The sequence below is a fragment of the Enterococcus sp. C63 genome, assembly GCF_040887215.1.
Taxonomy (GTDB): domain Bacteria; phylum Bacillota; class Bacilli; order Lactobacillales; family Enterococcaceae; genus Enterococcus_B; species Enterococcus_B hirae.
Map to the genome: position 1 here is coordinate 20,542 of NZ_JBFOFI010000001.1, position 22,962 is coordinate 43,503.

Below are 22,962 nucleotides of genomic sequence, written 5' to 3' on the forward strand. Positions count from 1 at the left end.
GGAAAAAGATGAAACGGCTAGGGTTATTTGGTGCGATATTGTTATCAGTGATCATTGCATTTTACATGCAGCCGGTGTTGTTTCCTCCTAAACTTGAAGTAAAAAAAAGCTCAGAGCAAATCACTCAAAATCAAATGACTACGTGGAAATACCAGAAGTTGGAAACATCTGGCTTTTCCACGTATGTTGGTCAATCAGTTGATGAATTAGAGCAACGTTTTGGTGATCCCTATGAACGCTTGACGAGTGGGTTTGGTTTTGAAACAAGATATTACCATGATCAAATCAATCACTTATCCTTTGAAGCGAATATCACAAAAGATAAAGTTTCCACGATTAAAGTATTAAATACGGACAACTCAACGATTGCTCCTTTTTACTTAGGGATGACAATGCAAGATCTAACAGAGATCACCACGATCTATACGAATTTTAATTTTCAATACAATGGAACAGATGTCGGGATCGAATTGATGGAAGAAGATATGAATTATCGACCGTTGATTGCGTTTGATAATGATACGTTTGCTATTTTATTCTTCGACCAAAGTAGTAATGGACTGTTTTCGATCGTTTATTTGGATAAAGCTAGTTTGTTGAAACTTCATCCCTATCAAGTATTTGGTTCAGACTTACCGCAATATAAAATAGACGATCAAGTAGATTGGGCTGAAATCAATCAAGCAAAAGAAGGTCATAGTGTTCGATTGTTGAATCAGTTAAGGCAATTGGATCGCTTACCACTTTATAAGCAGACGACCGGTTTTTCTACTCAAACGAAACTGCTTTTAAGTGATTACCTTAATAGACCAGAAGATATTTTGACGAAAGAACGATTAGCAGAATGGCAACAAATAGCGGGTAGTACAAACGCAACTGCTAAGTTTTCAATGACTACTGATGAAATTGATTCGTTAGTCGCAAAAAGAAAGCTTCCCCAATCGACCGGTGTCTTTACACATCCAGTGATTGATCCAACGTTTACATTTTTATTTTTGTATAGTGATCCGTATTATCACGACCGCTTTTTAGTTAACACTTCCGATCTATTAGGAATTGCTTTTTCAAAAGAAAATATGTTAGTCTTAATGCAAGAAGAAGTTAAGGAGAGTACCGATAGCAGTGATAATCAATGAGGAATTATTTGCCTTAGAAGATCAATGTCAGAGCTTATCCAATTGTATCAAAAAAAGCGAGACGATGAAAAAATATTTAAAAGCTAAAAAAGTGATGGAACAATCAGCGGATGTCAATTTATTGATTAATGATTTCTCAATAAAAAAAGAACAGTTTGAAAAAGTTGTTCCTTATCAAAAATATGCACCAGAATTTCGAGAGAAGCAAAGAGCTGTTCGGTTAGCCAAACGCCAACTTGATTTGCATGAAAAAGTAGCGGATTTTCGTTTTATGGAAACACAATTGCAAGATCTATTGGATAAAATTAGCCAACAGTTAGCAGAAACGGTATCGTTGACGATTAAAATTGATGCGGGAAATCCTTTTTTTGAACAAAAGGGGCGTAGTGGATGTGGAGGTAACTGTCATGAATGATGAAAAAAATGAATTTCAACTAACGAAACGACGTGGGTTGATTGTCTGGGTATACAGTTTGAAACAATTAAAAAATTTGAAGAAATTTGGATTGCTTCATTACGTTTCACGTAAAATGAAATATGTCGTATTGTATTTGAATGAAGACACATTTGAGCAAACTGCAGAACGAATCAACAAACTTCATTTTGTTCGCAAAGTTGAACGCTCTTATCGTCCAGACGTCGAAATGAACTTTGCTGATAAGATTGGTACGAAGCAACCAGTCAAAGAAGAAGGTTTTGAGATTGAGGAGATCAATACTAAGATTCGTTTAGCAGACCATGTCTTTTAAACCTGTTTTGTGTAAATCATTCATCTCTTAAATAAAAAAGATAAAAATAACTTGAGAAAGCATGAAATTAATGGCGATCCAAGTTTTTTTATCTTTTTTTTGGTATACTATTAACAGCACGATTTTTAAAAGGAGTGAGTCAATGCGAGTCATATCAGGAACATATGGTGGACGACGCTTAAAGAGTTTAGCAGGGGCTAATACACGTCCCACCACAGATAAAGTGAAAGAATCGATCTTCAATATGATCGGTCCTTACTTCGACGGAGAAACAGTCTTAGACCTATTTTCTGGTAGTGGCGGGTTAGCTATCGAAGCAGTTTCTCGTGGCTGTGGGCATGCCTTTTGTGTAGACAAAAATTACCAAGCGCTAAAAATAATCCAAGAAAACATTAAAGTAACGAAAGAGCCAGAAAAATTCACCACGTTAAAACTTGATGCGGACAAAGCCATCGAAAAGCTGGCAAATGATCAGCAAAAATTTGATTATTTATTTCTTGACCCACCATATGCCAAACAAAAAATACTTGACCAAATAATCAAAATGACGGAGCTGGACCTTTTTAATGATTCGGCAGTTATTGTATGTGAAACTGATAAAACAGTGGAATTACCAGAAAAGATTGCTGATTTTACGCAAATCAGAAAACAAACGTATGGTATTTCAACTGTGACTATCTACAGAAAAGAGGAAGACCTATGAAAAAAGCCTTGTTTCCAGGCAGCTTTGATCCGTTCACGAATGGGCATTTAGATATGGTCGAACGAGCAGCAAAAATGTTTGATGAGGTCATCATTGGGGTATTTGTGAATACGTCAAAAAAACATCTATTTACCGTTGATGAAAAAGTTACATTGATTACTCAAGCTGTTCGTCATCTTCCGAATGTTAAAGTGTACCACCAGGAAAATCAATTAACAGTCGAGATTGCGAATGAATTAGCTGTTCAAACCATCATTCGTGGTATCCGTAGTGTAAAGGATTTTGAATATGAACGGGATATTGCTCAAATGAACCATCATTTAAATCAAGAAATCGAGACGGTCTTTTTATTGGCTAAACAAGAATATAGTCACGTTAGTTCTAGTTTATTAAAAGAAGTCTTACACTTTGGGGGAGATGTCAGTGACTATCTTCCACCAGTAATCAACGAAGCGTTAGCTGGAAAGCGTGAAAATGATGGACTTTAAAAGATGGTTAAAGACAATTCTTGTCATTTTTTTAGGGATATTTATTATTGGGTTCGTGGTAATTCCACTTCCTTTTTATGTGGAAGCACCAGGAGCAACCATCAATTTGAAAGAGCTGATTACCGTCAATGGGAAAAAGGACAAAGATTCAGGTTCCTTTTCATTAACTTCAGTGGGCATCCGTCGAGCAACTGGTTTTACAGCAGTCAAAGCCAAGCTAGCACCGTTTGAAGATTTGATTAGCGCTGAGGAGTTGACTGGCGGGGCGACTAGCGAAGAATACAATCAAATCCAACAATATTATATGGAGTCTTCCCAAAATGCAGCGATTGAGCAAGCGCTAAAATTGGCAGGGCGCTCTTACCAGATGGAATTTAAAGGTGTCTATGTCATGAGTGTCGAGAAGAATTCCAATTTCTATGGAAAATTAGCAGTTGGTGATACAGTCACAAAAGTTGATGGACAAACCTTTAAAAGTGCAGAAGCATTTATGAAGTATGTCAAAAGTAAAAAAGTCGGCGATACGGTCACGATCACCTATCTCCGAGATGGCAAAGAAAACGAAACTTCAGGTAAATTGATCGAACTGCCAACGGATAATAAAGCAGGGATTGGGATTACTTTAACCGATCATACGAGTATCAAGTCGGATACAGATGTAATGATTAATTCAGGATCAATCGGAGGGCCGTCTGCTGGTTTGATGTTTACCCTGGAAATCTATGAACAATTGACCGGCAAAAATCTTCGTCAAGGGAAAGAAATTGCTGGTACTGGAACGATCAATAGCGACGGTGAAGTTGGGCGAATTGGTGGTATTGATAAAAAAGTGGCTAGTGCAGACAAAGCTGGCGTTGAAATATTCTTTGCACCGGATGATCCAATCTCAGATGAAATCAAGAAGAAACATCCAGAAATCAAAACCAATTACGAAGAAGCCAAAGCTGCTGCGAAAGAATTGAACTCTTCAATGAAAATTGTACCAGTGAAAACCGTCCAAGATGCCCTTGATTATTTAGAAAAGATGAACTAAAGATTCATTATAAATCGTTTTGTTTCAACAACATTTTTTTATCGTTGTTCATGAAACGGTTTTTGAACGAATAAATAGACAGACAAAATTTCCTTTAAGATTGATGTTTTCAATGACTCAGCCTTAACGGAAAGCTTGTCTGTCTCTTTTTTATAGAGAAACTAAAATGAATAGAAACTAGCCATGAAGGGATCTATGTGTATGAGGTAAGCTTTTTTATTCGTTTGATCAGTAAAGGTAAAGTTATTTTTAACTGCGTCAGTTGATAAAGAGTTTAAACTTATAATGGAAAAATTTTCGGTTAAATGAAAAAATAGGAAATAAAGTGAAGATGTATGATATAATCGAAGGACAGAAAAATGAATACAGTAAGATGATCAGATCGTTCTAAGTCAGTGTTTTTTTACTGATTCCCTAGTAAAAACTACGTTGGCACTCAGCTTTTGATTTTTACATTTATCCGATTCATTGGGTATTCTGAAAAGAGAGGAAAGAGCTGGAGAATTTTATTCTTGAAATCTATTTAAAACCAACTACCACTTTTATTTTGTGATCAAGTCCTGTTTGTTTTTCTAAATTTACTTGGAGAGGATTAATGATGAGAAAAAAAGCGATTGTAATTATAATGATTCAAATGGTGATTTATGTTAGCTCAATCATAGGTGCGTTTATGAATAGAGGAGTTATTACAAATTGGCCTTTTTTACTTTTGTTATTCGGAATATGTATCGGTAATTTTGTGCCAATCGAGTATCGGACTAGTTTCAATTCTACTGATCCTGGGATTATCCTAAAAAATCATACAAGACGGTTAGAAAACATCATTTACATGATCGTTACATGTCTCGTAATCGTACTAGTTACCTATCTGGATATGGTATAACGACTAGTTTAGACAATGGAATATTTTGTCCGTAAAAAAATATCTTATAAAATCTATGTAAACTAGCTCACGATTGTTCATGAGGAGAAGCGAGTCTTTGACTTATTTAGGAGATTTGAACACTGGGAAAGTTGATATAATCGAGGCGTTGCGTTTTAGTATAGTGAGAATAATTGTACATAGCCTCTAGAGAGACAGTGGCAAAGATATCGTATTTAGGATTGCTTAGGTAAGTCGGGTACATGCTCAAAAAAATCAAGGAAGAGCTTCGCTAAGAGTGTGAACTTGAAACTATTTTTCAAAAACGGATAGAAAAATAGATAAACATCAAAGTCAGTAAAAGTGATTTTGATGTTTTTTGCTAGTTAATGAAAAGAGGAATATAGACCCTATGTCAACGCCTATTCCTGAAATGTTTAAAGGTATGAAAGATTCATTCTTCATAAAAATAATTGTCCCAAAAGTAGGTTTATTTTCATGCAGAAAAATGGTTTGACGTATTTAATCATGAAGAGAAAAACTTCTTCAGAATTTAAAGAAAGGAAACCAATCGGAAAATTGTCACAATGTGCGAAGAATGGAAAAACAAACGAAAGCGTTTCTATAGTTCCAACTTTTCTTCACCAAAATTTGTGATCGGAGGGATCTTTGGCATCATAGGGGTCATCATCCTTGGTGGAATGATGATTCATTTTTTCAGTCAATCAAGTAAAAAGGATCAACTATTTTTGACAAACCAATCGATTGAAGCTCCGGAAAAGAACAGTTCTGAAACGAAACCAATTGATGAAACGGTGAGTACATCGACTAGGTCAGTGATTTATGTCGATGTGAAAGGCGCGGTAAAACAACCTGGAATGTACGCTTTTGTGGCAGAAGATCGGGTATTTGATGTTATTCAAAAAGCAGGTGGGCTGACGGAATCAGCTGACGAGAAACAGATCAACTTTGCAGCAAAAATAACGGATCAACAAATGCTGTACGTTCCTGAAGTAGGCGAAGAAATTCCAGAAAGCTCAAATGCTAGTCTAGCGACGGTAGATTCAGCGGACACAAACCCAGATCGAGTGCATCTTAATACCGCTGATCTTTCGCAATTGCAACAAATACCGGGGATCGGTGAAAAAAAAGCCCGAGAAATTATTCAGTATAGACAAGATAATGGATCGTTCAAAAGTATTGACGAGCTTCAAGAAATAGATGGAATTGGTCAGAAGACAGTTGAAAAAATCAAAAACTTCGTTACAATTACTATAGAATAAACGATAGAGGTGGCTAATATGAGCAATGAACGGATTCCTTGGGACCAATATTTTATGGCTCAAGCAGTATTATTATCATTGAGAAGTACTTGTACACGATTAGAAGTCGGCGCAACTTTAGTAAGAGAAAAACGGATCATTGCTGGAGGCTACAATGGCGCTGTTAGTGGGGATGTTCATTGCATTGATGAAGGCTGTTATATCGTCGATGGTCATTGCTTGCGAACGATTCATGCGGAAATGAATGCTTTATTACAATGTGCAAAACTAGGCATACCTACGGAGGGCGCAGAGATTTACGTGACTCATTTCCCTTGTTTAGCTTGTACAAAAGCCTTATTACAAGCAGGAATCAAAAAAATCAACTATTTACATGATTATCGAAATGATCCGTATGCACAATCATTGATCGAACAATTAGGTGCAACTGTTCATCAAGTATCATTGGATTCTACTCACTTTTCTAAACTCCAAAAAGAATTATCAGGAGAACATGTTTAGTAGATTTTGTGATCAAACACAGAATCGATTCATTTTTCCAGCGATTTCTTCGATTTTTATTTGTTTGTTTTATTATACAGACAGATGGCATTATCGTTTGATTTTCGCTGGATTTTTTTTGTTTTTTTTACGGAAAGAAAATAAACAAATTATTGGTTTAAGTCTCATTTGTAGTACGCTGGTTTTATTTTCTTGCTGGCTTAAAGAAACAAAACCAATCGATGATCAAAGGACGTTGGAACGTATCATGGTCGCCTCAGACACAGTGAAAATGAATGGAGATTTAGTGACTTTTATTGGGCACACAACGGACAAGCAAAAGATTTCTTGCAGCTATTATGCCAAATCTGAACAAGAAAGAAATTCTTTTCTTGTTCTTAGACATGAAGCGATTGAATTAATTATAGTCGGGGATTACCAAGAAACTTCCAAACAAAGGAATCCTTATGGGTTTGATCAAAAAAAGTATGACCAAATACATCGGATCAAAGGACGCTTTCAGATACGCCAGATCAAAGAACATTTGAATCGTAATGCTTGGAAGAATATGCTGAGCAGAACACGAGGAAGGTCTATTACGTTTATTCAAGAACACTTTAGTCACAAGGTGAGTGTCTATATGAATGCTTTGATTTTTGGCTATAAAGATAGTCAGTTTTTAGCATCAGAAGACACATATAAAGAAACTGGCTTACTTCATTTATTCAGTTTGTCAGGCATGCACATCCAAACTTACTTAGGTTGGCTCTATTATCTGTTTCGCAGAGGAGGGATGACATTAACTGCTAGTTATCTCCCACTAGTTGGGGGGACTTTGGGGTATTTTAGCTTATCTGGGGGCTCTGTGTCAGTGAAAAGAGCGGGGCTGTCATTCTTATTGAAATTAGGGCTAAAACTCCTCAATATCAAATTTTCTTCTTTCGATCATTATTCGATTATTTTATGGATACTTTTGCTGATCGAGCCGCTTTGTCTTTTCCAAGTAGAGGGCCAGCTAAGTTTAGGAATGAGCTTCTTCTTTCTTTTGTTGTCTCACCCAACCACTAAGTTTCAAAAGTTCACTACTATCGTGTTATTTAGTATCGGCATCATGCCACTGACAGCTTGGCATTTTTATGAGTGGCCACTATTAGGGAGTATTTTGACTCTTCTTTTTGCTCCTGTTTTTAAGAAAGTATTTCTTCCTTGTTTGACGTTTTTATTTGTTTTTGGCAGGGTATTACCTCCAAGTGTTAGCGAGTTGCTTGATTCTTTTTTAGTCCATTTCGAGAGATTACTAGATTCGTTGAGATTTGCCAATCTAGTGATTGGGCGACCGAATGGCTGGTTGTTAATATTTAGTTTAGGCTTTCTTTTATGGCTTATAGAGAAAAAGCAACATGAACCATTTCAATGCGTGACCGCTGCACTCCTTGTACCCATTATTCTCATTTTTGGTCGTTTTCTTCAATTCGGAAGTAGCATCACTTTCACCGACGTAGGGCAAGGAGACAGTATTTTTTTTAAAGCGCCGTTTTTAAAAGAAATCGTTATAATTGATACTGGTGGAAAATTGAGTTTTCAAAAAGAAGCTTGGCAAGAGCGAAGGGTTAGACCATCTGCAGAGTTCAATCTTGTCCCATTTTTAAAAGGAAATGGCATCCGACACATCAATAAACTGATATTAACGCATGACGATATCGATCATGTGGGAGAAATCACGACATTAGCAAAACATTTCAAGATCGATACGATTTATATTGGTTGGGGAGCTGGCAAAAGCACCTGGCTCCATACGCAGTTGCAGAAATTGGAAAAAGCAGGAACCACTATTTGTGAAGTCAGGCAGGGTGATTGGATCAAAGGTTATTTTGATTTTTTTGTGTTGTCTCCGATTACCCAGGGGAAGGGCGAAAATGAAGATTCGATTGGCTTGTCAGTGACTCATCAGTCCTGTCGTTTTCTCTTTTTAGGTGATTTAGATCAGCACGCAGAAGAAAAGATCGGAAACGCTTATCCAGATTTAAAAGCGGATGTGATCAAATTAGGACATCATGGCAGCCGCACATCTAGTCATCCACAGTTCATTTCGCAATTAGAAGCAACCTATGGTGTTTTATCCTGTGGCGTGAATAATTTATTTGGTCATCCTCATGAAGACGTACTAGCGACGTTAAAGCAGAATAAAGTCACTCCTATGCGTACCGACCGTCAAGGCGCAATTACTTTTAAATGGCATCCCTTTTGGTATCCAAACGGAAAGATCCACACGATGATAGACTAGCAATTCCCAGCTACTCATGGTAGGATAAATTTGAAAGTGGTGAACGAAATGAGTATTCAAGCAGATTTACAAAAAATCCGTAAAGAAAAGCTTGCGCCTTGTTATTTGATTCTAGGTACTGAAAAATATTTACAGGATCAGGTAAGAGCAGAAATCCAGAAAAAAATTCAAATCGATAGTCAAGATGACTTGAATTTCTTAAGTTTTGATATGGGGAATGCTAGTATTGATGAGGTGGTTGCTGAGGCAGAGACTTTGCCATTTTTTGGTGATCAACGCCTAGTATTTGTAGAAAATCCCTACTTTTTAACAGCTGAAAAAGTGAATAATGGGATTGAACAAAATACGGATCTACTGATTGATTATTTAAAAGAACCTTTAGAATCAACAGTTTTAGTGTTTTTTGCTCCCTATGAGAAATTAGATGAGCGAAAAAAAGTAACGAAACAATTAAAAAAGGCTGCTGTGACCATCAATGTTCAGCAATTGAATGAAAAAGAAGTACGTCAGTATTTATTGAATACACTGGAAAATGCACCGTTTCAAATGGACCGTAAAGCGATTGATCTGTTTTTACGGTTAACGGATCTCGATCTATCAAAAATGATGAGGGAACTGAATAAATTACTATTGTATGGGCAACAACAAGAACTGATCACTGTTAAAGAAGTGGAACAGTTAGTCCCTAAAACCTTGGAACATAATCTTTTTGATATGACACAATATATTCTTTCCGGGAAAACAGAACAAGCGCTACGGTTGTTTGAAGATTTAATTACCCAAGGAGAAGAAACCATTAAGATCAATGCCATCTTGCTTTCACAAATACGTTTGTTTTTACAGACCAAGTTTTTGATGAAAATCGGTTATCAGCAGGCTAATATTGCTGAGACTTTAAAGATACATCCTTACCGTGTAAAATTGGCGATGCAAGAGGTACGTAAATTTGATGAAAAGATCCTAAGGCGTTTATTTGACGATCTGGTTGAAATGGATTACCAAATCAAAAGTGGTAAAATCGAAAAAGAATTAAGCTTTCAATTATTTGTCTTACGAACAGGTCAGCTTTTGAAGAGTTAAAAAGAAGAGAAAAACAATCGAAATAAATCCAAAAAGAACGCTTGAAACGATGATATTTTGAGCGTTTTTTAGACATCAATTGTTTTAGAGTAGGAAGTGCTGAGTCAGCCGCAGCTGGTTTACTAATAAAAAGAATGGAAAGAAACCCAACAGAAGGGTGATCGAATAGACTGTTTGAGACAAAATAAAAAAACCGGCCGTAGCCGATTTCCTTATTTAGCGATTTTTTTGCTTAAACGAGATTTGTCGCGGTTAGCTTTGTTTTTATGAATTAGACCTTTTGTTTCAGCCATATCAATAGCTTTAACAGCTTCTTTATATAACGCATCTACGTTTTCAGCACCTGAAGCTACAGCATCTTCAAATTTTTTGATTGCAGTACGCATAGCGCTTGTTTGAGATGAATTTTTAACGTTCGCATTTTCGCTTGTACGAACACGTTTGATTGCAGATTCAATGTTTGGCATTAGTTTCACCTCCGATAAATTAAGTTCTTACGCGTGTTACCGCATAATTCAACATTCATTATTATACCTAAATGAAGTAATCTTTGCAATATGAACATGACAAGTTTTTTTCCTTAACACTAAAAGAAACTTAATTCTAGGCTCTACTAGCATTGAAAGAGAAGGAAAAAGGGAAAATAAAAAACGCTATTGTGGGAGACAATAGCGTTCAACCAAAGCAGATAAATTTATCTTTTTAAACAAAATTTGAATGGGACTGTTTGGTACTCGAACATTATATAACAAAGCGAACCGTTTGCAAAGCTTTTTTTGAAAAGGGATACGTTCCTTGTAGACTAAGCAATCGTAACGATACCATTCTTTAGTTATTTTATAACCGTTAACCGTTGGTGTAGCTAAATTTATTCCGGAGTCCCAATAATTTTAATGTATTCATCAATATTTTTGATCATCATTTTTTTGATGACTAATTGATTGCGGCGGTTCCATTTTCCACTGACTTCTAATACATATTTATTTAAAGGGAGCCGAAGAATATATTTTGCCAAGTAACGATCTTTCAACAGACCGTTAATGACACGATCTTCCAGTTGAAGATTTAAGCCAGTCAACATCATAGGTTGTTCTTGTAAGACATACGTATCAATTAAAAGACCTTCAAAGGTTTCCATGAGCGTTTTCCTTTCTATATATAAAGCATAATAGCGAATGATTAAAAATATAAGTGATGCTATCTTGTGTTCTAGTATAACAAAAAATGAAAGGAGGAGCCAAAAAGAAATGAGGATTATTTAATAATATTTTAGGAAACATAAAAGGGGGTAAGTGGTGTAGGGGTAAGAGGAAGAGGTAGGAACATTAAAAACATACTTGATGAAACTCACGCAACTTTTATCAAGTAGATTCCATAAGTAAAGATAAATGGAAAAACAATAAACCCGATAGATAAAGTTTTTTCACTTCATCTATCGGGTTTACTTTTTTCACGATCAATTAAAGTAGGTATTGAACACATTTTGGATCAGATCTGGAAATAAAAGATAAGCTAGTCCTAAAATCAATACGATCGCTAATAAAAACCAACCAACCGTGCCGATAAAGTATTTTAATTTTTCTAACATGTGATCACCTCGGAATAAGTATATCACGAACGATTCGATTCAGAGGACTCAAAACACTTTAACTGTGTTCGATTTTTTCATTTACTTAAAGAAAATAATTGCAAGAGACAATAGGTAATACCAGAAGCAATGACTGGACCAGCAGCGACCCCTTTTAAGAAAACGACTCCGAGAATTGTTCCAAAAACCAATGCAACAGTAATCTGCGGGTCTGAAGCAATCAAACCGACTCCTTTGGAAGAAAGGACGGCTACTAGACCACCACAAAACACAGCAATCCAACCGATGGGTGATTTAAAGGCATCTAGTAAATCTTTTAAGCCAATCTCGCCAGTAGCGATTGGAACTAAAATAGCAGCTGTGATGATGGTGACTCCTAGATTAATTCCTTTGCCTTGAAGCCAAGTAAGAAAGACTTTCGATGTCGGTATCAATTTGACTAGTAATATAAAACCTGTAGCGATGATCAAGCTTTGATTTTTAGCAAGCAGGGCAACAACCATGATCAATCCAAGAAAAATCCAACTTTCCATAAAAAAAGAACCTCACTTTCCTGCCATCAATCATATCATTTTTTCAACGGTTACAAAAGTGAGGTTCATCAGAGTGGAAAAACTAGATAGAGTGGTGATTCGGCTGTAAGGGACAGCCAGTGCAACGTGATTTTTTGGAAGTATCTTCAGGTAAGGGTTTCAATAAACGTAACCCATTTAAGATAACCAAGATCGTGCTTCCTTCATGACCAATCACGCCAAGAGGTAAATTTAAAAATTGCAGAAAGTTAGAAAGGATCAGTAAACAAATCACTGTAAGAGAAAAAATAATATTTTGCTTAATGATTTTCTTCATTCTTAGTGAAAGACGGTGGGCATAACTTAATTTTTGCAAGTCATTTTTTACCAAGACGATATCAGCGATTTCCATAGCGACATCCGTTCCTTGTCCCATGGCTACTCCTAGTGAAGCAGTTGCAAGAGCTGGGGCATCATTGACACCATCACCAACCATTGCTGTGACAGCGTACTTTTCTTTTTGCTGTTGTGCATAGTGTGTTTTATCCGATGGTGTGCAGTTAGCCAGTAAGTGTTGAACACCAATTTTCTCTGCAATAGCTGCAGCAGTCCCTTGGTTATCTCCAGTGATCATGCTAGTATCAATTTGCTGGTTATTGAAATAGTCAATGACTTGTTGGGCATTTTCTTTCGGCACATCTAATAAGCCGATGAGTGCTATCAATTGATTGTCTTTGGTTAAAACAATCACTGTCTTTCCCTGTTGTTCGAGTAAATGAATTTTATCAAGAAGTTCTTTTTCAGCTATCGACATTTTTTCTGGTTCCCATTTACCTACAATCCACTGAGCTTCTTGGTAAACTGTTCGTAAACCAAACCCCGTGATTTCTTCGATTGGTAATTTTTGGATGTCTTTTGGTATAGCAATGTCAAAATGTGTTACGATTGCTTGAGCTAAGGGGTGCGTTGTTTTTTGTTCCATTGAAACTAAGATTTGTTGCGCCAGATTCTGATCTTTTACAAAATAGCTATCAGTTACTATCGGTTTACCTTTCGTTAAAGTTCCGGTTTTATCAAAGGCAATTGCTTTTAAATCAGCTAATTGTTCTAAATGGAGTCCACCTTTGATCAGCACACCGTTGCGGGCAGCGTTAGAAAGGGCTGCTAGTGTTGCAGGTGTCGCAGAGGCAACCAACGCACAAGGAGAGGCGACAACCAGTAAAACCATTCCCCGATAAAAACTTTCTTGAAAACTCCAGCCAAAAATGAAATATGAAACAAGAATCATTAATGGAACAACGACTAACACACCTTTAACGTAGGTATTTTCAATACGAGAGATAAAAGAAGCGGTCTTTGTAGGGGTGCTTTGTGCTTTTTCAACCAGCTGGATGATTTTAGCAAAAACGGTCTCATCATTTTTTTTAGTCACCTGTAAGATTAAAGGATTTCCTCGATTGATCGTTCCTGCAAATAACTCATCATGAGGGACTTTTTCAACTGGTACAGATTCACCACTCAATGTTGCTTCATCAACCGTTGCTTGTTGACTTTCTAAATAGCCGTCAATTGGGATCGTTCCACCTTTTGGAACAAATACCCGATCATTGATCTTAAGATCAGTTACAGCTATTTCTTCTAATTCTTCGTTTGCAGTTAAACGTTGTGCTTTTCGTGGCTGTAGATTCATTAAAGCGGTAATTTCTTGCTGACTTTTACTGGTCGTATATTCTTCGAGAGCGCCACTTAAACAGAAAATAAACGTAAGCATCGCACCTTCTAAAAAATTACCGATCAAACAAGCGCCAATTGCTGCCAAGGCCATCAATAAGTCAACATTCAATGTGTTTTCCTGCCAAAGTTCGGTCAACCCTTCACGAGTCTGCTTGAAACCGCCGAATGAGATGGCGCCTAAATAAAAGATGATACTTAGAAAAGGCACAAAAGATTGAGTAGCCAAACCTAAAATTATAAGTAATAAACAACCGATTGTCGGGATAAATGTCTGTATTAAACGAGTCATATTTGTTTCCTCCTTTACAAAATCAATATACCACACCAAATTTCTAATTGATAATGAAAATCGCTAAATGAGAACGATAATAGTTATCATTTAGAATAATGCTTTTTTGGAAAGGGGATAATTAGAATAAATATAAAAAAGCACCGTAATCATACGGTGCTTTGACTTCGTTTTATTCAGTTACATTGCGATAAACCAGTAACCAATCAAAATGATCCCTAAAATGATCCGATACCAACCAAAAATTGTAAAGTCGTTTTTCTTCAAATAACTTAACAAGAATTTGATGGCTAAAACGGAGACAATAAATGATACGAGGGTTCCAACGAGTAAAATAATCGTTTCTTCCATTTTAAAGGAGTTTCCTTCAGCTAGATACTTCACGATTTTTAAACCACTGGCACCAAACATCACTGGGATACCAAGGAAAAATGAAAATTCTGTTGCTACAAATCGAGAAGCACCAATCAAAATGGCTCCGAGGATCGTAGCTCCTGAACGAGAAGTTCCAGGAACTAACGCTAATACTTGGAATAATCCAACCAGTAACGCCGCTTGATAAGTAAAATCGTTTAAGGTTGTCCAACGTGGTGTTTTTGTCTTGTTTCTTTTTTCCACAACAATGAATGCAATCCCATAAACGATTAAGACGATCGCAACTGGTAGAAATTTATGAAAATGTTCTTCTAACCAATCATCTAAAGGTAATCCAATAATAATTGCTGGAATACAAGCGACTACGACTTTGAACCATAATGTCCAAGTATCTTTTTTCTCAATAGTGGTTTTGCTTGGAGAAAAGGGATTTAATTTATGAAAATATAAAACGACGACTGCTAAAATAGCACCTAATTGAATAACGACGTTGAACATCGACATAAACTGTGTGCTAGCATCTAGCTTGATGAATTGATCTGCTAGGATCAAGTGACCAGTACTACTGATCGGCAACCACTCGGTAATCCCTTCGATAATTCCTAAGATAGCTGCTTTGATGATATTTGCAAAAAACATACGGACCTTCCTTCCCAAATAAAATACAGTATTAAGTATACCGTTCTTTCTAATGAAAACCAAATGCTTTCTTGATGTTAAGAAAAACTTGAGAAATAGCAAGAGGGCATAAGAAAGCGAGTACTCAAGTGAGTACTCGCAAACCAGTGTTTGATAACGGAATGATTATAGGAAAGAATCTTGCGAGTGGTTTTTTCCCTGCTCAATGTAACTAGTATCGTTGATTCCTTCAATTGAAAAATTGCCTTTTTCATACGTCACTTTTGTCACGCTGCCATTTAATAAGCCTGCTCGAACAGGTTGATGTACGTCAATTAGGCTGAGTAAAAAGCCAATCGTCAATCCATGAGAAACGACTAGGACGTTGCCACCACCATTTTTTTCGCAATGATGCGCAATGTCTTCAAATCCTGACCATACACGATTTTTTAAAGTATCGTAGGTCTCAGCCCAGCCAGCAGTATCCAAGTTATAAATAGCATTAGCAATTTGTTCAAAAGTTACGTCCGTCGTGAACATCTCATCATAAGTTTTGAAGTTTAATACTCGGGGGATAACACCCCACATTTCCATGTCATAGCCACCTTCTAAGGAGCCAAAACACCATTCACGAATCCTTTGATCGATAAAGTAAGGGATATCTTTTCCTTTGGCATGTTCACTGAGGATGATACGTGCCGTTTCAATAGCACGACCACTATCGCTAGAATAAGCAAAAGAAAAATCAACGTCTTTCAATCCTTTTCCAAGATAGTGGATTCCTTTTTGGCCTTGTTTGGTGAGTGGTGTGTCACACCAACCTTGGACACGTTCAATCGTATTGAACATCGTTTTTCCGTGTCTGACGATGTAAAGAGTGGTTTTAGTCATATTTACAGCCTCCAATCGATTTGTTAGTTAAGCATTAAAGAAAGGGTTGGTTCTTTTTTCATGTTCAATGGTCGTAGCATCTCCATGCCCAGGATAAACAGTAAATTCATCTGGCAACACAAACAACTGGGTTTGAATACTGTGTAGCAGCTGCTCCAGATTCCCAGTATATAGATCAGTTCGACCGATACTGCCTTTAAATAGTGCATCACCTGATACGACAAAATCATCAAAGATAAAGCTGACACTTCCAATCGAATGACCAGGTGTAGGGACGACCCGAAATGTCATATTCCCTAGACGATAGGTTTTCATTTCAAATTCATACTCAGCAGGTGAAACGATGATATTCGCAATGTCATCATGTCTTCCCAAACCAGAAAGATTCAATATCGGATCGCCTAACCAACTTTGTTCTAATGGACTAACATATACAGGGATCTGATAAAACTGACGAAGTTCTTCGACGGCTCCGATATGGTCATAGTGGGTATGTGTTAGTAAAATCGCTACGGGTTGTTGTTGCGTTTTTTCGATTTGCGTTTTGATTTTTGCTGCATCTTCACCAGGATCAATAATCAGTAAAGCTTCATCGTTATAAACCAAATAACAATTTTCTTCGATCATCCCAGTTTTGATTTGTTCAATATGCATAAAGAGTTCCTCCTGATCGCTTACTTAATTCTAGTATAACTCAATTGATAAGATGAAACAAAAGACCCTACTTGAGGAATGGTCCACGCTGAATCTAAATCGAATTGAATGAATAATAAATGAATTAATTGAATTAATTTATTATAGTAGAGCTGAGTCATGTTTTTTTGTAGCTGAGTTTTCTTGCTTCCTAAATGAACCACTTATTTCAATGACAAGATGTAAAATAAAAGTATTGAGAGATTTTAAACAAGAGGACAGAAAATTCTCACTTCTTTTTAATAAGTTGGTGTTAGAGTGAGCTCATCCAAAAATCCTAATTCTATATCCTATTCGAGCTTGCGACAGTGATGTCCAACTCTGAAAAACAAAGGGAAGCATCCGAAAATGCAAAAAGCTATTTTCGGATGTTTTACTTTACTTTCAAGTGAACGATGATGAATGTAAAGGGAGAGAGATATTTGAATAATGTAAACAAATCTATAGCTTTGTAAACATACTTATGAAAGGAAAAAGTGAGTAAATAGTAGTATTTCTTTCATTTGCTGAGGTTTATAAATCGGTAAATGAATAAGAACAATTTTTGTATTTTGCGATTCTTTTCTTTTTCAGGTAAGCTTATAGTCAAAGGAGTGGGAGTGGTGAAGCAATCAAAAATATCGGTACGTAACCTTGTTGAATTTATCTTAAGGCGTGGCAGTATCGACAATCGTAAAAAAAGTAACCATACCGCACTGGAAGGTGCCAAGATCCATCGGAAGCTTCAAAAAGATGCTGGAGAAGACTATGAAAAAGAAGTCTTTTTAAAGACGACTGTCCACTTCGAGGAATACCAGCTAATCATAGAAGGGCGAGCAGATGGCGTGTTCCAAAAAGAAGGCATCTATTATATTGATGAAATAAAAACTTCGGAACCGAGGTATGAAGACTTAGAAAAAGAACAAATTGAATTATTTTTCCATCAAGCAAGAACCTATGCTTATATTTATTGTCATGAACATGATTTAAAAGAAATTAATTTGCAACTAACTTATTATCAAACTACTGAAGGAATCATTACCCGAAAAGTTGAGCATCAAACTATCGAACAATTAAATGAGTTTTTTAAAAAACTTACAGATGACTATAAAGAATGGCTGAATTTTCAAGAGAATTGGCGTACCGTTCGAAATGCTTCTTTGATGGCTTTGAAATTCCCCTATGACAACTACCGTAAAGGTCAAAGAGAGTTAGCAGTCGCTGCCTATAAAACGATTCGTACAAAACAAAAATTATTTGTCGAAGCACCGACAGGAACTGGAAAAACAGTTTCTACACTGTTCCCCGCTTTGAAAGCAATAGGGGAAGAAGAGGGAGAACGCATTTTTTATTTAACGGCTAAAACAATCACGAGACAAGTCGCTGAAGATGCTTTGGAGGCGTTAAAAGATGTGGGTGCTGAGACCAAAAGTGTGACTTTGACAGCCAAAGATAAGATTTGTTTTTTAGACGAAACAACATGTAATCCAGATCAATGTCCATATGCCAACGGTTATTACAACCGGATCAATGAAGGATTATGGGATTTATTGAATCATGAAAATCAAATCACCAGAGAAGTTATTGAAACCTATGCGAAGAAACATACGTTATGTCCTTTTGAGTTGTCGCTAGATGTGAGTTTATGGTGTGATGTGATTATTGGGGATTATAATTATTTGTTTGATCCGACTGTTTATTTACGACGTTTTTTTGAAGGCGAAAAAAATGAGGATCATCTTTTTCTGATTGATGAAGCCCATAATTTGGTCAGTCGTTCCCGAGAGATGTACTCCGCAAAACTTTCATATCGAAGCGCTAGAAACGTCTATGCACTCATTCCAAAAGAATTTAAAAAGCTAAGACGACGTTTTAATAAATTACTCAAAGCGTTCGATCAGATCCAGGAAATTTCAAATGAAGATGGGTGGACCTACCACCATCAAAAAGCACCCGCGGACACATTGGTTAATGCTGGTTATCAATTGAGTGAGCACATCCAAGAGTGGTTGGCAGAGTATCCTGAACATGCCATTCAAGAGACGTTACTCCCCTTTTATTTTGACTTACTTCACTTTTTGAAAATCAGTGAATTTTACGATGATCATTATGAAACAACTGTAGAGAAAACTTATCAAGATTTCATCATCAAAGCATTTTGCATCGATCCTAGTGATTTTTTAGAACAATCGTTAGCTAAGGGGAGAAGTAGTATCTTATTTTCCGCTAGTTTTTCGCCATTGTCTTATTACCAAGAAACGCTAGGAGGAAAAGAGAGCTTAGCTTATCGCTTGCCAAGTCCTTTTCCAGAAGAAAACCAAAAAGTGCTGATCACAAATTATTTAGAAACAACCTATCGTAAACGAGAAGAGAACATGCCTCGATTAATTGAAACGATCCAACATTTTACAAAAGAAAAGATCGGAAATTACTTGATATTTTTCCCCTCTTACCAATATTTGGATCAGGCAGTGACAGCCTTTCAAGAAAAACATCCAGATGTTAAGGTGCTGATTCAAGATACCATGATGAGTGAAACTGAGAGAGAAACATTTTTGAAGCAATTTCAAATTGATCCAGACGAAACCTTACTAGCTTTTTGTGTGTTAGGCGGAATCTTTTCAGAAGGGATCGATTTAAAAGGAACCCGATTAATTGGCAGTATGATTGTTGGCGTTGGGTTACCACAAATGAACCATGAGCAGGAGTTGATCAAAGAATATTATGACGAAAAAGATCAGCTGGGATTTGCTTATGCGTACCAATTACCTGGTATGAATAAAGTCTTACAAGCAGCGGGGCGTGTCATTAGAGATGCCAGTGATCAGGGAATCGTTTTGTTAGCAGATCAGCGTTTTACTCGGTTGGATTATCGCCAATTGTTTCCAAGACATTGGCAGTCAGCGACCACTGTCAGAAACCTATCTGAACTCACAAAAGAAATCACCGATTTTTGGCACAAAAGTAAATAATTGGAGATGCGAAAAAACTCTAGCGCTAGTAGTTTAAAATTAAAAACACCTGAATCAACCACAAACGACTGGTAGATTCAGGTGTCTTATCTGTTCAAGCGCGTATTGGATCAATTGTTTCATTGTCTGACAAGTAAAGCTATCTGTTAACGATAGTTAGTAAACTGAAGTTCGATTGGCAGATCTAATTTTCGCAATAAAGCAATCACCGCTTGAAGGTCATCACGGTTTTTTCCAGTTACACGAATTTGATCTTCTTGAATCTGGGTTTTTACTTTAATCTTTGAATTTTTGATCTCAGTTGTGATTTTCTTGGCATTTTCCCGATCAATGCCATTGATAAGTTCAGCGGATTGGCGTGCTTTTCCTCCAAGGGCATGCTCTGATTCAGAGAAATGGATATTTTTGATTGGAACATTTCGTTTGTTTAATTTACTGAACAAGACATCTTTGATTTGTTCGATCTTGAAATCATCGTCACTGAGAATGGTTAATTTATTGTTATCAAATTTGATATCAATAGTCGAATCTTTAAAATCAAAACGGTTGGTTAATTCTTTTATTGTTTGCTGGATCGCATTTCTGACTTCCTCGATTGTGACCTCTGAAACAATGTCAAAACTTGCATCTTTTGCCATAGTGATCCTCCTGATTTGTTTTTATTTTATTGTATCATAGTCAAATGATTGTGTTGAAGCTTTACTAAAATTATTCTCATTTATGATTCAAGTATTTTAATTTAATTCATAACCTGTTATTCTTACAATTGGAATAACTTTGAAAGGAAGAGGTGCTTGTGAGTAAGATTATGACAGTGTATCAAAGAAATGAAATATTAAAAAAGATTGTGGTTATCTTAGTCACCGGATTGACCGCAGCGGTTGCCTTAAATTATTTTTTGATTCCAGCAAACGTCTTTTCCGCAGGGATGAATGGGATTGCCCAAATCATTGCCTCGTTATTATCTGACTGGCTCCACGTAAAAGTGGACACAGGTGCCTTTATCTTTATTTTGAATATCCCTGTCTTTATTCTAGGGTTCTTGAAAGTAGGCAGACGAGCAACGATTTTAAGTTTTGTCAATGTAGTAGCCGTATCGGTAGCAACTACCTTACTTCCCACTGGGCAAGTGACGGACAATATTTTAATGAATGCCTTAGTCGGCGGTGTTTTGTTAGGTGTTGGTGTAGGGATCTCACTTAAAATGGGGTTTACAACTGGAGGAATGGATATTATTTCTTTAGTCCTTTCACAAACTACGGGGAAAACCGTTGGAAATTATATGCTGATGTTAAATGGTTTGATCGTGGTGATTGCGGGATTTCTTTTTAACTGGGAGAGTGCGCTCTATACGATTATCTCTATCTATGCTATGACTCAAGTGATTGATGCGATTCATACGAGTCATCAAAAAGTGACCGCCATGATTGTGACGGTTAAACCAGATGAAGTGACCGCAGCGATCGCTCAAAATATGGTTCGAGGAATGACCCTCTTACCATCAATCGGTGGCTATTCTAAAAAAGAAGGTAAAACGATCATGATGGTGATCACTCGTTATGAAATGTATGATTTAGATCAAATCGTCCATGAAATCGACGAAGATGCTTTTATCAATATTTTACCAACGCATTCGGTATTTGGCCGTTTTGCGAATGAAAGCGAACAAAATCTTTACCGTTCTACGGGTGTCTTTCCCGAAATAAAGAAAACTCCTTCAAAAACTAAAAAACAATAATTGATTTAAATAAGTCAGAAGAATTTTCTGTTTTCAACCTGCTAAATGAGAATAGAACCTCTCGATTCTCATTTACAAATGAGCAAAAAAAGAGTATGATAAATGAAAATTGCATGAAGGAGTGCTGCAAGATGAGCGAAGCAAACCAAAAATGGTCTGCAGAAGAAGTCAATGAAATCAAGGAACGAATCTTAGCTGCCTTAGAAATGGTCATCGACCCTGAACTAGGGATCGATATCGTCAACCTAGGCTTGATCTATGAAATCGAATTTGATCCAGAAAACGGAGAAACAGTCATTAAAATGACCTTAACAACCATGGGTTGCCCGTTAGCTGATATCCTAACTGAATCAATCCACGACGCCTTAAAAGAAGTACCAGAAGTAACTAAGGCAGAAGTCAAACTAGTTTGGTATCCAGCCTGGACGACGGATAAGATGAGTCGCTATGCACGAATTGCACTTGGTATCAGATAATTTTGACACGGGTTTCATATTCAACGAGTAAACAACGAGTAAACAACTTTTAAACTCCTTTATCAACTTTTAGAAAAAGTTGGTGAGGGAGTTTTTGTTTTGTAAAAATTGATGCTTGATGAAGTAAAATTGTCAAAATATGAATAAATGATAACGACTTTTATCCCTTTCTCTTTTTCTATTCAAATCGCATCTCGAAATTCTTTATAAATCATACTTAATAAATTAAGTTGTGTTTTGTTTTTAATAATGTTAAACTTTGTTTAATTATATTTATATTTTGTTGGGAGGTTAATGAATGGAATGGTTTTTTAATTTAGAACCTGAGGAACAAGTATTTATTAAGAAATTTTTGTTGGCATCAGGATCCTTAAAGCAGTTAGCAAAAGAGTATGAAGTTAGTTACCCAACAGTAAGAATAAGGTTAGATAGATTAATTGAAAAAATAAAACTTTTTGATGGAAAGCAAGAAGATTCTTTTGAAGTATCAATGATGCAACTCGTGATTAACGAAAAAATAAGTTTAGACGTAGCAAAAGAAATTATAAAAAAACATAGGGAGAGTATAGATGAATAATATAATACAACTTTTATTTATTGCAGGTGTGATTGGGTTTCAAACACTAAGTGGTTATATAGGGAATAAATATATGGGAGCGATCTTACCAGTGATTTTCAGTGGTTTAGTTGTTTTTATCGTTTTGACAGGTCATTTAAATCTAACATTTAGAAATATATTAATGCCTATTGTTGGTTTGATTACATTGATCTGTATTTATGAAGGCGGAAAAGAATCAAAGAAAAAAAAGACAATAAAAAAAATGGAAAAAATGAAAGCAAAGGACATTTTGAATCAATAATGAGTTATTGGCTGATACACTAACTTAAACTCTTTTAACAGCTTTTAGTAAATGCTGATAGAAGAGTTTTTTTCTATGTAAAATATTCGGATAGCTGATGTACTGAAAGATTGTACAGTATAGGAAAATAATTGCGAAA

General features: G+C 36.3%; 25 protein-coding genes. 16 read left to right on the top strand and 9 right to left on the bottom strand.

Annotation, left to right across the window (positions count from 1 at the left end; all coding sequences use genetic code 11):
- The first annotated feature begins 8 nt into the window (after nt 1-8).
- The 11 genes from AB3H90_RS00075 (at nt 9) to holA (ending at nt 10,098) form a co-directional block, all read left to right on the top strand.
- Nucleotides 9-1,136, top strand: a complete 1,128-nt coding sequence (locus AB3H90_RS00075; protein WP_368015899.1) for a CAP-associated domain-containing protein — start codon at nt 9-11, stop codon at nt 1,134-1,136.
- Complete coding sequence (locus tag AB3H90_RS00080) at nt 1,123-1,551, top strand: YlbF family regulator (RefSeq protein ID WP_034700682.1); 429 nt, start codon at nt 1,123-1,125, stop codon at nt 1,549-1,551. The genes AB3H90_RS00075 and AB3H90_RS00080 overlap by 14 nt, the downstream gene beginning before the upstream one ends.
- Nucleotides 1,544-1,885, top strand: a complete 342-nt coding sequence (locus tag AB3H90_RS00085) for a YlbG family protein (protein WP_010719349.1) — start codon at nt 1,544-1,546, stop codon at nt 1,883-1,885. The genes AB3H90_RS00080 and AB3H90_RS00085 overlap by 8 nt, the downstream gene beginning before the upstream one ends.
- A 70-nt stretch (nt 1,886-1,955) precedes the next feature.
- Nucleotides 1,956-2,588, top strand: a complete 633-nt coding sequence (gene rsmD / locus AB3H90_RS00090) for a 16S rRNA (guanine(966)-N(2))-methyltransferase RsmD (RefSeq protein ID WP_368015900.1) — start codon at nt 1,956-1,958, stop codon at nt 2,586-2,588.
- Entirely contained in the window at nt 2,585-3,076 is a 492-nt protein-coding gene (gene coaD, locus AB3H90_RS00095; RefSeq protein WP_010719347.1) for a pantetheine-phosphate adenylyltransferase, read from the top strand. Before rsmD ends, coaD begins: the two co-directional genes overlap by 4 nt.
- The gene (locus tag AB3H90_RS00100) at nt 3,066-4,109 is read left to right on the top strand and encodes a SepM family pheromone-processing serine protease (RefSeq protein WP_025480486.1); all 1,044 of its coding nucleotides are present in this window, start codon (nt 3,066-3,068) and stop codon (nt 4,107-4,109) included. Before coaD ends, AB3H90_RS00100 begins: the two co-directional genes overlap by 11 nt.
- 595 nt (nt 4,110-4,704) lie before the next feature.
- Nucleotides 4,705-4,992 carry a hypothetical protein gene (locus AB3H90_RS00105; protein ID WP_088745726.1) on the top strand — a complete coding sequence of 96 codons (288 nt, stop codon included), beginning with the start codon at nt 4,705-4,707 and terminating at the stop codon, nt 4,990-4,992.
- A gap of 566 nt (nt 4,993-5,558) precedes the next feature.
- Nucleotides 5,559-6,254, top strand: coding sequence for a helix-hairpin-helix domain-containing protein (locus AB3H90_RS00110; protein WP_368015903.1), 696 nt, complete (start codon nt 5,559-5,561; stop codon nt 6,252-6,254).
- A gap of 18 nt (nt 6,255-6,272) precedes the next feature.
- A complete protein-coding gene (locus tag AB3H90_RS00115) occupies nt 6,273-6,755 on the top strand; it encodes a ComE operon protein 2 (protein ID WP_010719343.1) in 483 nt (160 codons plus the stop codon).
- A complete protein-coding gene (locus AB3H90_RS00120; RefSeq protein WP_368015904.1) occupies nt 6,748-9,018 on the top strand; it encodes a DNA internalization-related competence protein ComEC/Rec2 in 2,271 nt (756 codons plus the stop codon). The genes AB3H90_RS00115 and AB3H90_RS00120 overlap by 8 nt, the downstream gene beginning before the upstream one ends.
- A gap of 36 nt (nt 9,019-9,054) precedes the next feature.
- Nucleotides 9,055-10,098, top strand: coding sequence for a DNA polymerase III subunit delta (gene holA / locus AB3H90_RS00125; RefSeq protein WP_034700673.1), 1,044 nt, complete (start codon nt 9,055-9,057; stop codon nt 10,096-10,098).
- Between the two features lie 212 nt (nt 10,099-10,310).
- On the opposite strand, the gene rpsT is transcribed toward holA, so the two are convergent.
- From rpsT to AB3H90_RS00165, 8 genes are all read right to left on the bottom strand, one after another.
- Entirely contained in the window at nt 10,311-10,565 is a 255-nt protein-coding gene (gene rpsT, locus AB3H90_RS00130; protein ID WP_010719340.1) for a 30S ribosomal protein S20, read from the bottom strand.
- A 401-nt stretch (nt 10,566-10,966) separates the two neighbouring features.
- Nucleotides 10,967-11,236 carry a hypothetical protein gene (locus tag AB3H90_RS00135; protein ID WP_005878685.1) on the bottom strand — a complete coding sequence of 90 codons (270 nt, stop codon included), beginning with the start codon at nt 11,234-11,236 and terminating at the stop codon, nt 10,967-10,969.
- A gap of 318 nt (nt 11,237-11,554) precedes the next feature.
- A complete protein-coding gene (locus AB3H90_RS00140) occupies nt 11,555-11,686 on the bottom strand; it encodes a hypothetical protein (protein ID WP_010719339.1) in 132 nt (43 codons plus the stop codon).
- 77 nt (nt 11,687-11,763) lie between these two features.
- On the bottom strand, nt 11,764-12,219 hold the full coding sequence (locus AB3H90_RS00145) for a DUF441 domain-containing protein (RefSeq protein ID WP_368015905.1): 456 nt from the start codon (nt 12,217-12,219) through the stop codon (nt 11,764-11,766).
- A gap of 82 nt (nt 12,220-12,301) precedes the next feature.
- Nucleotides 12,302-14,221, bottom strand: coding sequence for a heavy metal translocating P-type ATPase (locus tag AB3H90_RS00150; RefSeq protein ID WP_368015907.1), 1,920 nt, complete (start codon nt 14,219-14,221; stop codon nt 12,302-12,304).
- A gap of 180 nt (nt 14,222-14,401) precedes the next feature.
- Nucleotides 14,402-15,235 carry an undecaprenyl-diphosphate phosphatase gene (locus tag AB3H90_RS00155; protein WP_010737464.1) on the bottom strand — a complete coding sequence of 278 codons (834 nt, stop codon included), beginning with the start codon at nt 15,233-15,235 and terminating at the stop codon, nt 14,402-14,404.
- Nucleotides 15,236-15,400: 165 nt separating this feature from the next.
- A complete protein-coding gene (locus AB3H90_RS00160; protein ID WP_368015908.1) occupies nt 15,401-16,105 on the bottom strand; it encodes a histidine phosphatase family protein in 705 nt (234 codons plus the stop codon).
- A 27-nt stretch (nt 16,106-16,132) separates the two neighbouring features.
- Complete coding sequence (locus tag AB3H90_RS00165) at nt 16,133-16,759, bottom strand: MBL fold metallo-hydrolase (RefSeq protein WP_368015909.1); 627 nt, start codon at nt 16,757-16,759, stop codon at nt 16,133-16,135.
- 638 nt (nt 16,760-17,397) lie between these two features.
- Here AB3H90_RS00165 and AB3H90_RS00170 point away from each other — a divergent pair.
- Nucleotides 17,398-19,749, top strand: a complete 2,352-nt coding sequence (locus tag AB3H90_RS00170; protein WP_368015910.1) for an ATP-dependent DNA helicase — start codon at nt 17,398-17,400, stop codon at nt 19,747-19,749.
- A 146-nt stretch (nt 19,750-19,895) separates the two neighbouring features.
- Here AB3H90_RS00170 and AB3H90_RS00175 read toward each other — a convergent pair whose 3' ends face one another.
- Entirely contained in the window at nt 19,896-20,387 is a 492-nt protein-coding gene (locus tag AB3H90_RS00175) for a YajQ family cyclic di-GMP-binding protein (protein ID WP_010719331.1), read from the bottom strand.
- Between the two features lie 152 nt (nt 20,388-20,539).
- On the opposite strand from AB3H90_RS00175, the gene AB3H90_RS00180 reads away from it, so the two are divergent.
- The 4 genes from AB3H90_RS00180 (at nt 20,540) to AB3H90_RS00195 (ending at nt 22,823) form a co-directional block, all read left to right on the top strand.
- The gene (locus tag AB3H90_RS00180) at nt 20,540-21,487 is read left to right on the top strand and encodes a YitT family protein (RefSeq protein ID WP_174270241.1); all 948 of its coding nucleotides are present in this window, start codon (nt 20,540-20,542) and stop codon (nt 21,485-21,487) included.
- Nucleotides 21,488-21,618: 131 nt separating this feature from the next.
- Nucleotides 21,619-21,963, top strand: a complete 345-nt coding sequence (locus tag AB3H90_RS00185; protein ID WP_010719329.1) for a metal-sulfur cluster assembly factor — start codon at nt 21,619-21,621, stop codon at nt 21,961-21,963.
- Nucleotides 21,964-22,261: 298 nt separating this feature from the next.
- Nucleotides 22,262-22,540: a DUF2089 family protein gene (locus tag AB3H90_RS00190; protein ID WP_010737470.1), complete on the top strand. Its 279-nt coding sequence runs from the start codon at nt 22,262-22,264 to the stop codon at nt 22,538-22,540.
- Nucleotides 22,533-22,823 (top strand): hypothetical protein, encoded by a 291-nt coding sequence (locus tag AB3H90_RS00195; protein WP_368015911.1) that lies wholly within the window; start codon nt 22,533-22,535, stop codon nt 22,821-22,823. Before AB3H90_RS00190 ends, AB3H90_RS00195 begins: the two co-directional genes overlap by 8 nt.
- Nucleotides 22,824-22,962: the final 139 nt, after the last annotated feature.

Bases quoted from the DNA above. Each gene is read 5' to 3' on its own strand.
- AB3H90_RS00120 (WP_368015904.1), top strand. From the start codon at position 6,748: ATGTTTAGTAGATTTTGTGATCAAACACAGAATCGATTCATTTTTCCA.
- AB3H90_RS00100 (WP_025480486.1), top strand. From the start codon at position 3,066: ATGGACTTTAAAAGATGGTTAAAGACAATTCTTGTCATTTTTTTAGGG.
- AB3H90_RS00165 (WP_368015909.1), bottom strand. From the start codon at position 16,759: ATGCATATTGAACAAATCAAAACTGGGATGATCGAAGAAAATTGTTAT.
- AB3H90_RS00195 (WP_368015911.1), top strand. From the start codon at position 22,533: ATGAATAATATAATACAACTTTTATTTATTGCAGGTGTGATTGGGTTT.
- AB3H90_RS00135 (WP_005878685.1), bottom strand. From the start codon at position 11,236: ATGGAAACCTTTGAAGGTCTTTTAATTGATACGTATGTCTTACAAGAA.
- AB3H90_RS00110 (WP_368015903.1), top strand. From the start codon at position 5,559: ATGTGCGAAGAATGGAAAAACAAACGAAAGCGTTTCTATAGTTCCAAC.
- AB3H90_RS00115 (WP_010719343.1), top strand. From the start codon at position 6,273: ATGAGCAATGAACGGATTCCTTGGGACCAATATTTTATGGCTCAAGCA.
- AB3H90_RS00105 (WP_088745726.1), top strand. From the start codon at position 4,705: ATGATGAGAAAAAAAGCGATTGTAATTATAATGATTCAAATGGTGATT.
- coaD (WP_010719347.1), top strand. From the start codon at position 2,585: ATGAAAAAAGCCTTGTTTCCAGGCAGCTTTGATCCGTTCACGAATGGG.
- AB3H90_RS00185 (WP_010719329.1), top strand. From the start codon at position 21,619: ATGAGCGAAGCAAACCAAAAATGGTCTGCAGAAGAAGTCAATGAAATC.
- AB3H90_RS00140 (WP_010719339.1), bottom strand. From the start codon at position 11,686: ATGTTAGAAAAATTAAAATACTTTATCGGCACGGTTGGTTGGTTTTTA.
- AB3H90_RS00150 (WP_368015907.1), bottom strand. From the start codon at position 14,221: ATGACTCGTTTAATACAGACATTTATCCCGACAATCGGTTGTTTATTA.
- AB3H90_RS00155 (WP_010737464.1), bottom strand. From the start codon at position 15,235: ATGTTTTTTGCAAATATCATCAAAGCAGCTATCTTAGGAATTATCGAA.
- rpsT (WP_010719340.1), bottom strand. From the start codon at position 10,565: ATGCCAAACATTGAATCTGCAATCAAACGTGTTCGTACAAGCGAAAAT.
- AB3H90_RS00145 (WP_368015905.1), bottom strand. From the start codon at position 12,219: ATGGAAAGTTGGATTTTTCTTGGATTGATCATGGTTGTTGCCCTGCTT.
- AB3H90_RS00175 (WP_010719331.1), bottom strand. From the start codon at position 20,387: ATGGCAAAAGATGCAAGTTTTGACATTGTTTCAGAGGTCACAATCGAG.
- AB3H90_RS00190 (WP_010737470.1), top strand. From the start codon at position 22,262: ATGGAATGGTTTTTTAATTTAGAACCTGAGGAACAAGTATTTATTAAG.
- AB3H90_RS00085 (WP_010719349.1), top strand. From the start codon at position 1,544: ATGAATGATGAAAAAAATGAATTTCAACTAACGAAACGACGTGGGTTG.
- rsmD (WP_368015900.1), top strand. From the start codon at position 1,956: ATGGCGATCCAAGTTTTTTTATCTTTTTTTTGGTATACTATTAACAGC.
- AB3H90_RS00160 (WP_368015908.1), bottom strand. From the start codon at position 16,105: ATGACTAAAACCACTCTTTACATCGTCAGACACGGAAAAACGATGTTC.
- AB3H90_RS00075 (WP_368015899.1), top strand. From the start codon at position 9: ATGAAACGGCTAGGGTTATTTGGTGCGATATTGTTATCAGTGATCATT.